This window comes from Burkholderia sp. Cy-637 (assembly GCF_011753175.1).
In the GTDB taxonomy this organism is placed as follows: domain Bacteria; phylum Pseudomonadota; class Gammaproteobacteria; order Burkholderiales; family Burkholderiaceae; genus Burkholderia; species Burkholderia gladioli.
The window spans coordinates 1-13,971 of sequence record NZ_VWWC01000102.1; the positions used below are offsets into that span (position 1 = coordinate 1).

Sequence of the window (13,971 nt, forward strand, 5' to 3'; positions counted from 1 at the left end):
TCCAGCCCAGCACCGCCACCGCTTCGAGCCGCAGTTCGGCGTCGTCCGAATCGAGCGCGGCCAGCGCCGGCTCGTAGGCATCGGCGTGGCGCAGCTCGCGCAGGGCGCGCAACACGGCGCGCGCCACGAAGGGTTCGGGCCGGCCGGCCCAGCGGCGCAGCGTGTCGCCGGAAGCCGGGTCCTTCAGCTCCGACAGGCTTTGCGCGGCGGCCTCGCGCACGCCGGCATCGGCGTCGAGCAGGGCCGCGCACAGCGCCTCGATCGCCTCGGGCTGCTCCCAGGCGGCCAGCGCCAGGGCCGCCTCGCGGCGCACCGCGGCGTCGGCGTCATGGCCGAGCAGGGCGAGGAAGGCAGGCACCAGCTCGGGATCGCCGAGATCGGCCAGCTCGAACACGGCGATGCGGCGCACGGCCGGATCGGCATCGGCGGCGCGCGTCAGCAGCGCTCGCGCGGCGGGATCGACACCGGCGGCCAGCGCCGGCAGGTCGATAGGGTGGATCGGGGGCATGTCGGTCATCGGTCTTGCGGGGGCGAGGGAGCGTGAAGGTGGCGGGCCGCGCTCAGCGCAGCAGGTACGGGATCTCGACCTTGACGGCGCCGGTCGGGCAATCGCGTTCGCAGGGCATGCAGTACCAGCACTCGTCGAACTGCATGTAGGCCTTGCCCTTCGAGGTGTCGATCGCCAGCAGGTCGAGCGGGCAGACGTCGACGCAGACGGTGCAGCCCTTCTCGGCGATGCACAGCGCCTCGTCGATGGTCACGGGGGCGCTGCTGCGCTGGAGGATGTCGTGCGGGGTGGTCGGCATGGTCGGGGTTCTCAGCTGAGGGCGGGCGCGGCGTGAGCGTCGGCGCCGGTGGTTGCGTTGGCGGTTGCGTTGGCGGTGGCGCGCTCGCGGATCCGCAACTGCGAATACGCGCCCAGCTCCGCGTCGGAGACCGGTACCACGTAAGGCTCGACGGCGCGCTTCTCGCTTCTCATGCGGCCCTGGTCGTCGCGGCTCAGGTGCGTGTGGCAGAACCAGTCGCGGTCGTTGCGCTCGGGGAAATCGACGCGATGGTGATAGAGGCCCCAGCGGCTCTCGGTGCGGAACAGCGAGGCGCGCGCGGCCATCTCGGCGCAATCGCGGATCGCCCGCACCTCGGCCGCGCGCATCAGCTCGTGCGGGTGGGTGGCCTTGATCGCCTCGATGTCGGCGCCGATCTCCTCGAAGCGCTGCAGGCCGATCTCCATCTTGCGCGTGACCTTGGGCGGCTGCAGGTAGTCGTTCACCATGCGGCGCAGCTTGTACTCGACCTGGTTCGGCGCGAGGCCGTGCTCGCGATGCAGCGGTGCCAGCACGCGCTCGCGCTCGGCCGCCACCTGTTCCTGGTCGAGCGGCGACAGCTCGCGCCCGGCGATGTCCTCGGCCGCGTGCTCGCCCGCGAACCAGCCGTAGGTGAAGGCGCCGAGCATGTAGTTGTGCGGCACGGCGGCCATGTCGCCGGCGGCGTAGAGACCCGGCACGGTGGTGCGCGCATGCTCGTCCACATACACGCCCGAGGCGCTGTGGCCGCTGCAGAAACCGATCTCGGAGATATGCATCTCCACCATCTGATGGCGGTAGTCGGTGCCGCGCCCTTCATGGAAACGGCCGCGGCTGGGCCGCTCGTTGGTGTGCAGGATCTGCTCGATGTTGCGGATGGTTTCCTCGGCCAGGTGGTCGAGCTTCAGGAACACCGGGCCGCGCCCGCTCTGCAGTTCCTGGTAGAACTCCCACATCATCTGGCCGCTCCAGTAGTCGCATTCGATGAAGCGCTCGCCCTGGCCGTTGGCGGTGAAGCCGCCCAGCGGCCCGGTCACGTAGGCGCAGGCCGGGCCGTTGTAGTCCTTGATCAGCGGATTGATCTGGAAGCACTCGAGGTTGGCCAGCGCGGCGCCGGCGTGATAGGCCATCGCGTAGCCGTCGCCGGCGTTGGTCGGGTTCTCGTAGGTGCCCATCAGGTAGCCCGAGGCGGGCAGGCCGAGCCGCCCGGCCGCGCCGCAGCAGAGAATCACGGCCTTGGCGCGGATCACCTGGAACTGCGCGGTGCGGCAGTCGAAGCCCAGCACGCCGGCGGCGCGCCCCTGCGCGTCGGTCAGCACGCGGGTGGCGACCACGCGATTGGTGATCGCGATGCGCGCGCGCTTCAACTGCCGGTAGAGGATCTTCTTGATGTCGTGGCCCTCGGGCATCGGCAGCACGTAGGCGCCCATGTGATGGACCTTCTTGACCGCGTAGTCGCCGTTGCCGTCCTTCTCGAACTTCACGCCCCAGCGGTCGAGCTGCTCGATGGTGGTGTAGCTGTGCTTCGCGTAGGCATGCACGGCGGATTGATCGACGATGCCGTCGTTGGCGATGGTGATCTCGCGCGTGTACTGCTCGGGCGTGGCGTGGCCGGGGATCACGGCATTGTTCAGGCCGTCCATGCCCATCGAGATCGCGCCGCTGCGCTTGACGCCGGCCTTCTCCAGCAGCAGCACGCGCAGCGCCGGGTTGCGTTCCTTGGCCTTGATCGCGGCCATCGGGCCGGCGGTGCCGCCGCCCACCACCACCAGGTCGTAGTCGAGCACTTGGGTATTCATCACGAGGTCCTCCGGTGTTCATGCGGTTTCCTGCGATCGACGCGCAGCCGGTACTGGAAGGCGTCGCCGCGGAAATACAGGTGTTCGTAATCGATCGGCGCGCCGGCCTCGTCGTGCGTCAGGCGCTCGATGCGCAGCACCGGGCTGCCGTCTTCCACGCGCAGCGCCTCGACGATGTCGTCGTCGGCGAGGATCGCATCGATCGACAGGTCGGCATGGCCGAGCGGCACGCCGCAGTCGTTCTCCAGGATCAGGAAGATGTCGCGCGTGACGAGGTCGGCGCCGGCCAGGCGCTTGCCGAGCGCCTCCGGCACCCAGGTGATCTCGAGCGAGACCGGCTCGCGGTTGAGCAGGCGCACGCGGTGGATCTCGGCCACGCTGGCGCCCTCGGGCAGGTTCAGCCTGGCGGCCACGTGGCGATCGGCCTTGACGATGCCGAAGCTGCGCAGCTGGTTCACGATCTCGTAGCCCATCGACGACATCGCCTCGGCGAAGCCCTGCAGCGAGGCGACGTTCTGGAAGGCCTTCGGTTTCGACACGAAGGTGCCCTTGCCGTGCAGGCGGAACACCAGGCCTTCCTTCTGCAGATCGCCGAGCGCCTGGCGCACGGTGATGCGGCTCACGCCGTACATCGCGCACAGTTCGCTTTCGGACGGCATGCGGCTGTGGGGCGGGTAGCTGCCGTCGAGGATGCGAGAGCGCAGCGTGTCCTTGATCTGTTCGTAGAGCGGCTGCGGGGACAGCGGCACCAGGTTGGTTTTCGACATGGTCAACTTGTCATGACAAGACATGACGAGTGTAGGGAGCGTCGAATCGCCGCCAAACCAATCAATTCAGATATCGATTCCCGGTTTGGCGGGGGTGGTGCTCAAGCAGCGGAATCGCGCTTATCGCGTCGGAAGGAAGGTCGGCATCAACGCGCGGCGGCTTCGGGCTGCCGGCGATAAGCCGCGCCCGCATGCGCTGCCGGCAGCGTGGCCGCGCCGCCGAACAGCTTCTCGCGCAGCGTGCCCTCGGCATAGGCGGTCTTGTAGCGGCCGCGCGCCTGCAACTCGGGGATCACCAGCTCGATGAAATCCTCGTAGCTTTCCGGCGTGACCGTGCGCGCCAGGTTGAAGCCGTCGATATCGGTCTCGTCGATCCAGCCGATCAGCGCGTCGGCCACCTGCGAGGCGTCGCCGACGATGGTCGCGTAGCGCCCGCCCAGCGCCATCTGGCCGAGCAGGTCGCGCACCGTGAAATCGGGCCGGCCGTCGGTGACGCGCTGCACCGAGGATTCGATGCCGCGCGGTTTTTTCGTGCCGTCGGGCGCGATCACGTCGTCGAGATCGAAGCGCGAATAATCGATGCCGCTGCCGGCCGCGAAATGCGCGAGGCCGGCCTCGGGGCTGGCGTGGCGCGCGTACTCGGCGAACTTCTCGCGCGCCTCGGCCTCGGTGCGCCCGACGATCACCGTCACGCCCATGAAGATCCTCAAGTCCGCCGGATCGCGCCCGGCCTCGGCCGCCTGGCGGCGCAGCTCGGCCACCAGCTTGCGCGTGCCGGCGCGGCTGCCGCTCGACACGAACACGCATTCGGCATGGCGCGCCGCGAACTGCTGGCCGCGCCCCGAGGAGCCGGCCTGGAACAGCACCGGCGTGCGCTGCGGCGAGGGTTCGGCGAGGTGGTAGCCGTCGACCTCGTAGAAGCGGCCGCGATGGCGGATGCGGTGCACCTTGGCCGGATCGGCGAACACGCGCGCCTCGCGGTCGCGGCGCACCGCGCCGTCCTCCCAGCTGCCTTCCCACAGCTTGTAGGCCACTTCCAGGTACTCGTCGGCGCGGTCGTAGCGCTCGTCGTGCTCGATCTGGCCGGCCAGGCCCATCGCGCGCGCCGCGCTGTCGAGGTAGCCCGTCACGATGTTCCAGCCGATCCGGCCGCCGCTCAGGTGGTCGAGCGTCGAGAAGCGCCGGGCCAGCAGGTAGGGCGCCTCGTAGGTCAGGTTCACGGTGATGCCGAAGCCGAGGTGTTGCGTGGCGGCGGCCATCGCCGAGACCAGCATCATCGGGTCGTTGACGGGCAACTGGATCGACTCGCGCAGCGTCAGGTCGAGCGACTGGCCATAGACGTCGTAGACGCCGACGATATCGGCGATGAACAGCCCGTCGAACAGGCCGCGTTCGAGCAGGCGGGCGAGGTCGGTCCAGTAGGCGAGCGAGCGGTAGTCGGTGGAACGGTCGCGCGGATGCGTCCACAGACCATGGTTGATGTGGCCGACGCAGTTCATGTTGAACGCGTTCAGGCGGATCGGCTTTCCTGTCATCGTCGAGGGGCGCGCCCGGGCGGGTTGGTCGAAACCAGCTAGGCTCGCATGGCGCGCGCGCGTTCCCAACCAAGGAATCCGGATTTGCTTCGCAGCGATTCGACGATAGCGGCCGCGGCGCGGGCGGTGGTTGCGCTCGCGCTTCAGCGCCAGCGCGCGGCCGAGAACGGCGCCAGATCGATCGAGGGGCGCTCGCCGGACAGCAGTTGCGCGACCAGGCGGCCGGTCGGCGCGCCGGCGGTCAGGCCGATATGGCCATGGCCGAAGGCGTACACGGCGTTCTCGAAGCGCGCGGCGCGGCCGATCACCGGCAGGGAATCGGGCGTGCTGGGGCGGCGGCCCATCCAGCGCAGCTCGGCCTGTCCGGCCGCCTGCTCGGGGGCCGCGCCGAGCGCCGGGTACATGCGCCGCAACTGGCGCGCCAGCAGCGTGCAGCGGCGCCAGTCGGGCGGCGCGTCGAGCCCGGCGAACTCCACCGTGCCGGCGCAGCGCACGCGCCCGGCCATCGGCGTGCTGAAGATCTTCGCCTCGGACCACAGCGTCGGGATGCGCGGGCCGGCCGCCGCTTGCGGCACCTCCAGGTGGTAGCCGCGCTCGGTGTCGAGCATCACGCGATCGCCGAGCCGGGCCGCGAGGCGCGCCGACCAGGCGCCCAGCGCCACCACCGCGCCCTTCACCTCGAAGGTGCCGGCGCTGGTGGCGACGCCGGTGAGCCGGGCGCCGTTGTCGATCACGCCGAGCACCTGCGCGTCGACGATCCTGCCGCCGCGCGCGAGCAGGTCGCGCTTGAGGCCCTCGACGAAGGCGCCGGGGTCGCTCAGGTGCCCGGTTTCGCGGATCAGCCGCGCGCGCAGGAAGCGGTCGGCAAGATCGGGCTCCAGCTCGCGCAGCGCCGCGCGCGGCACCTCCTCGACGGCGATGCCGTTCGCTTCCCGCAGGGACATCGCGTAGGCATCGCCGGCATGGCCTTGCTCGCTGGTGTAGGCGACCAGGTGGCCGCGTTGCTCGAACAGTTCGCCCAGCCCGGCTTCGGCGGCCAGCGCGCGGTAGGCCTCGACGCTGCCGGCGATCAGCCCGCGCAGGGCGCCGGCCTGGGCGGCCACGCGCTCGGGCGTGCCTGCCGCCACGAAGCGCGCGAGCCAGGGCAGCAGGCGCGGCAGGTAGCGCCAGCGCAGCACCAGCGGGCCTTCCGGATCGAGCAGCCAATGCGGCACATGGCGCAGCACGCCCGGCATCGCGACCGGCACGATCGAGGAGCCGTTCAGGCAGCCGGCATTGCCGAACGAGGCGGCCTCGCGCGGGTCGCCGCGATCGATCAGCAGCACCTCGTGGCCGGCGCGGCGCAGGTAGGCGGCGGCACAGCTGCCGATGATGCCGCCGCCGAGCACGGCGACGGGAAGCGAGGATGCGGACATGCGCGGAAAAACCGATGAGGAAACGAGCCGGCGGCCATCGTGACATGACAAAAAGCTGACGGCCAGCATCGGCCAGAATCTGCCGGCTTCGGGCGACTGCGGCGGGCTTCGGCCGGCCCGGCCCCGGGTGGGCGCGAGCGATGACATACTGGGCGCCCGTCCCCGTTTCCCAAGGAGTGTGCGCGTGAGCGATCCCATTCATCGCGAGCTGAGTGTCGACGGCGTTCGCCTTCATCTGGTCGAACAAGGTGAGGGCCCGGCCGTCCTGCTCTGCCATGGCTACCCCGAGTGCTGGTATTCCTGGCGCCACCAGTTGCCGGCGCTGGCCGCGGCCGGCTACCGGGCGATCGCGCTCGACATGCGCGGCTACGGCGAGAGCGACAGCCCGCCTGGAATCGAAGACTACACCGTGCTGCGCCTGGTCGGCGACCTGGTGGGCGTGCTCGATGCGCTGGGCATCGAATCGGCGGTGGTGGCCGGGCACGACTGGGGCGCGGTGGTGGCCTGGCATGCCGCGCTGCTGCGAGCCGATCGCTTCCCGGCCGTGATCGCGCTGAGCGTGCCCTTCATCCCGCGCGGCCAGGTCAGCACCTCGCGCAAGCTGCCGGAGACGGAGCACGAGGTGTTCTACCAGCTCTATTTCCAGGAGCCCGGCGTGGCCGAGGCCGATTACGAGCGCGATACGCGCGGCTATCTGCGCGGCCTGCTGTTCGCCACCAGCGGGGACATGCCGCCGCCGGCCGAAGGCGAGCCGCCGCGCCGGCCGGGCATGGTGCCGCGCACGGGCCGGCTGCCGTATTCGGGGCCGGCGGTGCTGCCGTCCTGGCTCGGCGAGGCGGATGTCGACGTCTACACGGCCGCCTTCGCGCGCAACGGCTTTCGCGGCCCGCTGAACTGGTACCGCAATATCGAGCGCAACTGGCAGACGCTGGCCGCCTTCGAGGGGCGCAAGGTGGAGGTGCCGGCGCTCTATATCGCCGGCGAGCGCGACCTGGTGCTGGCCTTCAAGGGCAATTCGGCCTTGCTGGAGGCGCAGGCGCGGTGGGTGCCGCGCCTGGCGCGCACGGTGCGCCTGCCTGGTTGCGGGCATTGGACCCAGCAGGAGCGGCCCGCCGAGGTCAATCGCGAGATGCTGGCCTTCCTGGGCGAGGTGGGCTGGGGGCGGGGTTGAGCCTGGGCTTGGCGATGCCCGGCGCGCGCCTGTTCACGGCATGAAGCGCGAAACGGCGGCGCCGGGCATGCCGCTGGCTTTATAGCGGAATCGCCTCGCCATAGGCGCGCAGGTCGGCATGCTCGCGCAGCAGTTGCTCGTACAAGCCCTGGAAGCCCAGCCAGGCCACGTAATCGGACGCGAGATGGCGGCGGATGCCGCGTGCCTCCTCGTCGCCCAGCACCTCGATCGGGCCGGCCGCCTCGGCCAGCAGCTGCACCTGCGCGCAGCGCTCCATCGCGATGAAGCGATAGACGGCCGAATCCACGCTCGAGCCGATCGTCAGCAGCCCGTGGTTGAGCAGGATCGCGGCCTTGCAGTCGCCCATGGCCTGCGCGATGCGGCGGCCCTCGTCGGTGGCGAGCACCACCACGTCGCCGCGAAACACCACGTGGTTCTCGAAGAACAGGCAGGCTTCCTGGTTGATCGGCGCGAGCAGCCGCTCGCGCGCGGCGAAGGCGCGGCCGTAGGTGGTATGCGTGTGCACGGCGGCCACCGCCGAGGCGATGGTGCCGTGGATGCCGCAATGGATCGCCACCGCGGCCGCGTTGACGGGGCCGTCGCCGTGATGGACCCGGCCGTCGTCGTCGATGCAGATCAGGTCGTCGGGATGGACCGTCGAGAAGTGCTGCGCGTAGCGGTTGACCCAATAACGATCGTGATGCTCGGGGTCGCGCGCCGTGACGTGGCCGGCGATGCCCTCGGTCAGCCCGAAGCGCGCCAGCAGCCGATACGCGGCGGCCAGCTTGAGCTTGCGGTGGCGGCGCTCGGCCTCGATCGTCGAATAGGTATGAGGAACCGGCAGGGTGCCGCCGATCGGGGTGGGGATCTGGTAGTCGTTCGGGTCCGCTGCTGTCATGCGAGGCCTTCGGGGAATGGGGAGGATGGGGCGGCGGGCGTCACTGGCCCTCGATGGATGCATTCTCCGGCGCCGCGCTCGCCAGCGTAAAGCGACGATTGGGCAAGCTCGTGTGAGCTTTTTTCACAGGCGCCGGCGCAGTCATGCCGAAGCGTCACAGGCTGGTGACTTTTCGTGGATTGCCATGGAAATTCGGCCGGTGCTAAATGACATCGACGCGGCAGGGCCAGCCCCGAGCCGCGCGACGCGCCCGCTCCCGGCGTGCGCCCGCCTGCCCACCGACCCAGCCACCGGACCCGCCCATGGCCGCTACCCACGACACGCAGCCCGCGCTGCCGCCCGACTTGATGAAACGCATCGCGTGGCGGATCGGCCCGCTGATGGTGCTGATGTACGTCGCCAACCAGCTCGATCGCGCCAACGTCGGCTATGCGGCGCTGACCATGAACGCCGAGCTCGGCATGAGCGCGGCGCAATACGGGCTGTCGGCCAGCCTGTTCTTCCTCGGCTACATCCTCTGCGAGGTGCCGAGCAACCTGTTCATGCATCGCTACGGCGCGCGCCGCTGGATGACGCGCATCCTGCTGAGCTGGGGCCTGCTGTCCTCGCTCACCAGCTTCGTGCCGAACGCGCACTGGCTCTACGCGGCACGTTTCCTGCTCGGCGCCTTCGAGGCCGGGCTCTATCCGGGCATGGTCTATTACCTGACCTTGTGGATGCCGGCGCGCAACCGCGTCTGGATGATGTCGCTGTTCACCATGTCGATCCCGCTCACGGGCATGCTCGGCGCGCCGGTGTCGACCTGGATCATGGAGCACGCGAGCGTGTTCGGCATCACCGGCTGGCGCGCCATGATCCTGCTGGAGGGCGTGCCGGCGATGCTGCTCGGCGTGGTGGCCTGGTTCTGGCTGCCCGACGGCCCGCATGCCTGGCGCGGGCTCGGCGAGGCCGACCACGCCCGCCTGCGCGCGGCGCTGGCGGCCGAACAGGAAAGCGCGGCCGCGACGGTGCAGCCCGACAGCGCGCGCAAGGCGCTCGGCAATCCGAAGGTCTGGGCGCTGGGCCTGGTCTATTTCGGCATCAACTCGGGAATCATCGGACTCCTGTATTTCCTCCCCCAGGTGGTGAAGACCTTCAGCGGCAGCGCTCACCTCTCGCTCACGCAGATCGGCCTGATCTCGGCCGTGCCGTTCGCGGTGGCGGTGGTGGGCGTGCTGGCCTGGGGCCGTTTGGTATCGCGCCGGCGCGTGCATGCCGGCCATGTGGCGGGGCCCTTGATGCTGTCGGCGGTGACGCTGGCCAGCGCGCTGTACCTTGGCTCGCCGCTGGCGACGGTGGCCGTGCTCGCGGTTGGCACCACCGCCTGCTTCTGCAGCATCTCGACCTTCTGGCAGTTGCCCACGCGCATCCTCACCGATCGCGCGGCGGCGGCCGGCATCGCGCTGATCACCAGCATCGGCGTGTCCTCGGGCTTTCTGATGCCGTATTTCATCGGCTGGGTGCGCGACACGACCGGCACCTTCCGGCTCGCCTTCATCGCCATCGCGGTGGCGATGACGATCGGCTCGGCGCTGGCCATCGTGCTCGATCGACCGAAGCGGCGCGCCTTCGAAGGAAGCATGGCGCTAAAATGAGGCTCGATTTTCCGGAGGACGAGCCGTGTCGCTGCGTCGAGGCATTCCCAGTCTGACCGCCTTGCAGGCCTTCGAGGCATCGGCGCGGCACCAGAGTTTCTCGAAGGCCGCCGCCGAGTTGCAGCTCACGCATGGCGCGATCTGCAAGAAGGTCAACGAGCTGGAGGCCAGCCTCGGCGTGGAGCTGTTCCGGCGCGTCAGCCAGCGGCTGGTGCTGACCGAGGCCGGCGCCGATTATGCCCACCGTATCCGCCTGCATCTCGAGCAGATCCGCCAGGACACCCAGCAGTTGCTCGCGCAAGGCGAGCGCTCTACGCTGCGCGTGGCGGTGGGCGTGACCTTCGGCGCGCAATGGCTGGTGCCGCGGCTGCCGCGCTTTCACGCGCGCCACGCCAATATCCAGCTACGCCTGACCGGCCGCGATCAGGCGACCTATTTCCAGGATCTCAATTTCGACGCCGCGATCCACTTCGAGAAGACCTTGTTGCCGGGCCTGGCCGGTCGCGTGCTGATCGCCGACGACGAGCTCTGGATCGTGGCCGCGCCGGGCCGCGTCGAGGGTGCCGATCCGGCCCGGATCGCCGCGATGCCGTGGATTCATGCGCGCGACCTGCCCGGCGCCTGGATGAACTGGGCCGAGGCCGCCGCGACGCCGCGCGCGGAGCCGCATGGCGGCGATCATTTCTTCGACTTCTTCATCATGGCGATCCAGGCCGCCGTGGCCGGGCTCGGGCTGGCCTTGCTGCCGCGCCTGCTGATCGAAACCGAGCTGAGGGAAGGGCGGCTGGTGCGCGTCGGCGATTATGCGACGGTCAATGCCCAGAAAACCTATCTGCTGTATCCGGAGCAGAAACAGGATTCGGCGCCGCTCGTCACCTTCGCCGGCTGGCTCGAAGGGGAAATGGCGGAATATCGTGCCTCGCGGGATGTCGCTCGATAGTTGAGTGCGATTCATTGTGTTATGAGTCGATGTCGACGATATTAAGCAGGGAAACGCAGTTTCCATTCCCGAATGGAGACAATCGGTATCAATCGGTGGAATAACAAAACATCCTCAAACAAGCTCAAGAAAACCTGAATAATTCTTAGCGCCGACTCTCGCCATTTATTTCCATTCCAGTACTGAAAATTCTTGTAATCGCGCTGGACAAACTTGTGAGGTCCGGCCGGCAAGGCCTTGGCGCCTGACTGCGGGGCTTGCCGCGGCACGGCAAAATAAAGCAGACACCTCTCCCAAACACGCGCGCTCGTTTGCATAATCGATTCGATCGAATCGATTGTATTGACAGTTCGAATTTGTCACTGTTGAATGCGTCGCTAACGAAAATATGAGAGGGCAAACCATGGTCGCGATGCATTCATTTCGTCCGTATCACGCGGACTGAGGTGGCATTGGAAAACCGCGCCGTGATTCCATCGCGCATTCACTCGCCGATCCGATTTTGCGGAACGGCGCGCGAACGTGTCCTTGCGCGCGGCTTTTCTTCCCGCGATCCCATCCATTCCCCTGCCAGTCATCCGCCCGTATTGCCGTGGTCGGCCGATCGAGCCAACCACGGCATGCGCTCGTACGCGCCGATCAGGCGCGCTTCCGTTTCGCAGGACGCATCCCTATGAACGCAGGTATTCCCCACGCAGTCCGTGCCGCCGATCCGGGCGAGCCGTCCGGTTCCAAGGCCGCGGACGCAAACGTTTCCTTCCAGCGCATCGACCATATCGCGCTCGCGGTGAAAGATCTCGAGGAGGGCGTGCGGCTGTTCCGCGACGTGCTCGGTTTCGAGCTGAAGCAGCGCCGCCATATCAAGGGCGCGCGCACCGGCATGGTGTCCGCCGAGATGGAACTGAACGGCATTCGTTTCGTGCTGTGCCAGGGCACCGAGCCCGAATCGCAGGTCTCGAAGCTGGTCGAGCACCATGGCGTCGGCGTCGCGCATATCGCGATGGCCGTCGAGGACGTGGAGGCGGCCGTCGATTCGCTGAAGTCGCGCGGGCTCGGCTTCGACACCAAGGTGATCAAGGGCAGCGGGCTGACCCAGGCGTTTTCCTCGCGCTGCCACAACACCGGCATGAGCTTCGAGCTGATCCATCGCTCCGGCGAGGAAGGTTTTCTCGAGGACAACGTGCAGGACCTGTTCGACCAGCTCGAGCAATCCGGCAAGTACTGAAAACGACTGAATAGCGATCTAACCGGCACCGCCGGTCGACGCGCAGCGGCCAGGCTTTCCAGCCTGGCTCTGCGCGGCGCCTGTGTGCGTCCGCTGTTCCCGGCGACGGGATTATTGCAAGGATTTCATCATGGGTCGATTCCAGATCCGGCGCCGCGCGCTGGACCATTGCCCTGACGTGCTGGACCTGTTCGAGCGCGTGTTCCTGCCATCGCGCGGCAAGTTCCTGTTCGAAAGCAGCGTGGTGACGCCGGGTTTCTCGCGCTTCAGCTTCATGGGCGATGCCGGTGGCCCGCTCGGCGAAACCCTCAGCTACGACCAGCATGAGCGGCGCCTGAGCCTGCGGCGCGGCGAGCATGGCGAGACGCTGCGGGTCGAGAGCCTGTTCGACTGGCTCAAGGCCAGGCTCGCGACCATGGCCGTGGACGCGGACGACGAGCTGCCCTTCGATTTCAATCTCGGTTATGCCGGCGTGCTCGGCTACGAGCTGAAGGGCGAGACGGGCGGCACGCGGGCCTGGCGCTCGGACACGCACGATGCGGCTTTCGTGTTCGCCACGCGGCTGGTCGCGATCGATCATCGCGACGCCCGGACCTGGCTGCTGCATCTGGTCGACGGGGACGACGCGCAAGGCGAGCGCGAAGCCGAAGCCTGGTTCGACGGCGTGGAAGCGCAGTTGCGGGCGTCGGCGCTGACGGTGCCGGCGGCCCGTGCCGAAGCACCGCCGCGTCGCAGGCTGTCGCTGGCCGAGGTCGAGAACTGGATTGCCCGGCATGCCGTGATGCGCCACGACCGGGCCAGCTATATCGCGAAGATTCGCGAGGCGCTGATCGAGATCGTCAACGGCGAGAGCTACGAAATCTGCCTCACCAACCTGATCACCTTCGCCTTCGACCGCTCGCCGTTCGATCTCTATCGCGTGCTGCGCGAGCTTTCGCCGGCGCCGCATGCGGCCTATTTCGAGGTGGATGGATTCGCGCACGTGGGTGCCTCGCCGGAGCGCTTCCTCAGCGTCGATCGCCATGGGCGCGCCGAGGCCAAGCCGATCAAGGGCACGCGCCCGCGCGGCGGCAGCGCCGAGGAGGATGCGGCGCTGATCGCCGACCTGCGCGGCAGCGAGAAGGACCGCGCCGAGAACCTGATGATCGTCGACCTGCTGCGCAACGACCTGGGGCAGGTCAGCCGGATCGGATCGGTGCATGTGCCCAAGCTGTTCGACGTCGAGAGCTACTCGCACGTCCATCAACTGGTGTCGACCATACGCGGCGAACTCAAGCCCGGGGTGTCCTCGGTCGACTGCATCCGTGCGGCGTTCCCCGGCGGCTCGATGACGGGCGCACCGAAGAAACGCACCATGGACATCATCGACCGGCTCGAGGAAGGCCCGCGCGGCATCTATTCCGGTTCGCTTGGCTGGTTCGGGCTGTCGGGCGCCTGCGATTTCAACATCGTGATCCGCTCGGTGACGATCAGCGAGGGCGTGGCCCGGCTCGGCGTGGGCGGCGCGATCACGGCGCTGTCCGATCCGATCGAGGAGTTCGAGGAAACCATCGTGAAGGCGCGCGGCGTGGCGGAAGCCTTGCGCCGGCTGGAGGCGGGGGCGATCGACGGCGAGGCTTCGGCGCCCCCGGCAAGCCGGCCCGAACGCGAGACGGCACGAGAGCACGACAGCGCAAGCACGGCAACGGAATAAGGGCGCGCGCGGCGCGCCATTAGGCAAACGAGATTCGCGATCGGGGCCGCGCTCGCGCTGAACGCAGCGGGACCTGTCGCAACAAGGAGTG

General features: G+C 68.5%; 12 protein-coding genes. 5 read left to right on the plus strand and 7 right to left on the minus strand.

What is annotated here, in order from left to right; all coding sequences use genetic code 11:
- The 6 genes from F3J10_RS23330 to F3J10_RS23355 form a co-directional block, all read right to left on the minus strand.
- The coding region (locus F3J10_RS23330) for a HEAT repeat domain-containing protein (protein WP_205200424.1) at window positions 1-517 on the minus strand (517 nt) is incomplete at its 3' end.
- Window positions 518-560: 43 nt separating this feature from the next.
- The gene (locus tag F3J10_RS23335; protein WP_013690428.1) at window positions 561-806 is read right to left on the minus strand and encodes a ferredoxin family protein; all 246 of its coding nucleotides are present in this window, start codon (window positions 804-806) and stop codon (window positions 561-563) included.
- Window positions 807-817: 11 nt separating this feature from the next.
- Window positions 818-2,602 carry a fumarate reductase/succinate dehydrogenase flavoprotein subunit gene (locus F3J10_RS23340; protein ID WP_167243096.1) on the minus strand — a complete coding sequence of 595 codons (1,785 nt, stop codon included), beginning with the start codon at window positions 2,600-2,602 and terminating at the stop codon, window positions 818-820.
- Window positions 2,602-3,369: a GntR family transcriptional regulator gene (locus tag F3J10_RS23345; RefSeq protein ID WP_167243097.1), complete on the minus strand. Its 768-nt coding sequence runs from the start codon at window positions 3,367-3,369 to the stop codon at window positions 2,602-2,604. Before F3J10_RS23345 ends, F3J10_RS23340 begins: the two co-directional genes overlap by 1 nt.
- A gap of 146 nt (window positions 3,370-3,515) precedes the next feature.
- On the minus strand, window positions 3,516-4,904 hold the full coding sequence (locus F3J10_RS23350) for an LLM class flavin-dependent oxidoreductase (protein ID WP_167243098.1): 1,389 nt from the start codon (window positions 4,902-4,904) through the stop codon (window positions 3,516-3,518).
- 143 nt (window positions 4,905-5,047) lie between these two features.
- Window positions 5,048-6,319, minus strand: a complete 1,272-nt coding sequence (locus tag F3J10_RS23355; protein WP_167243099.1) for an FAD-dependent oxidoreductase — start codon at window positions 6,317-6,319, stop codon at window positions 5,048-5,050.
- 184 nt (window positions 6,320-6,503) lie between these two features.
- Between F3J10_RS23355 and F3J10_RS23360 the strand changes: the two genes are divergently transcribed.
- Window positions 6,504-7,490, plus strand: coding sequence for an alpha/beta hydrolase (locus tag F3J10_RS23360; RefSeq protein WP_167243100.1), 987 nt, complete (start codon window positions 6,504-6,506; stop codon window positions 7,488-7,490).
- Window positions 7,491-7,569: 79 nt separating this feature from the next.
- On the opposite strand, the gene F3J10_RS23365 is transcribed toward F3J10_RS23360, so the two are convergent.
- Window positions 7,570-8,388 (minus strand): class II aldolase/adducin family protein, encoded by an 819-nt coding sequence (locus F3J10_RS23365; RefSeq protein WP_123038013.1) that lies wholly within the window; start codon window positions 8,386-8,388, stop codon window positions 7,570-7,572.
- Window positions 8,389-8,690: 302 nt separating this feature from the next.
- Between F3J10_RS23365 and F3J10_RS23370 the strand changes: the two genes are divergently transcribed.
- The 4 genes from F3J10_RS23370 to pabB all read left to right on the plus strand — a co-directional run bounded on the left by F3J10_RS23370 (window position 8,691) and on the right by pabB (window position 13,880).
- On the plus strand, window positions 8,691-10,022 hold the full coding sequence (locus F3J10_RS23370) for an MFS transporter (RefSeq protein ID WP_166914530.1): 1,332 nt from the start codon (window positions 8,691-8,693) through the stop codon (window positions 10,020-10,022).
- Window positions 10,023-10,047: 25 nt separating this feature from the next.
- On the plus strand, window positions 10,048-10,962 hold the full coding sequence (locus F3J10_RS23375) for a LysR substrate-binding domain-containing protein (RefSeq protein ID WP_167243101.1): 915 nt from the start codon (window positions 10,048-10,050) through the stop codon (window positions 10,960-10,962).
- A gap of 673 nt (window positions 10,963-11,635) precedes the next feature.
- The gene (locus F3J10_RS23380; RefSeq protein ID WP_167243102.1) at window positions 11,636-12,187 is read left to right on the plus strand and encodes a VOC family protein; all 552 of its coding nucleotides are present in this window, start codon (window positions 11,636-11,638) and stop codon (window positions 12,185-12,187) included.
- Between the two features lie 130 nt (window positions 12,188-12,317).
- A complete protein-coding gene (gene pabB, locus F3J10_RS23385) occupies window positions 12,318-13,880 on the plus strand; it encodes an aminodeoxychorismate synthase component I (protein ID WP_084152514.1) in 1,563 nt (520 codons plus the stop codon).
- The last annotated feature ends 91 nt before the right edge of the window (window positions 13,881-13,971 follow it).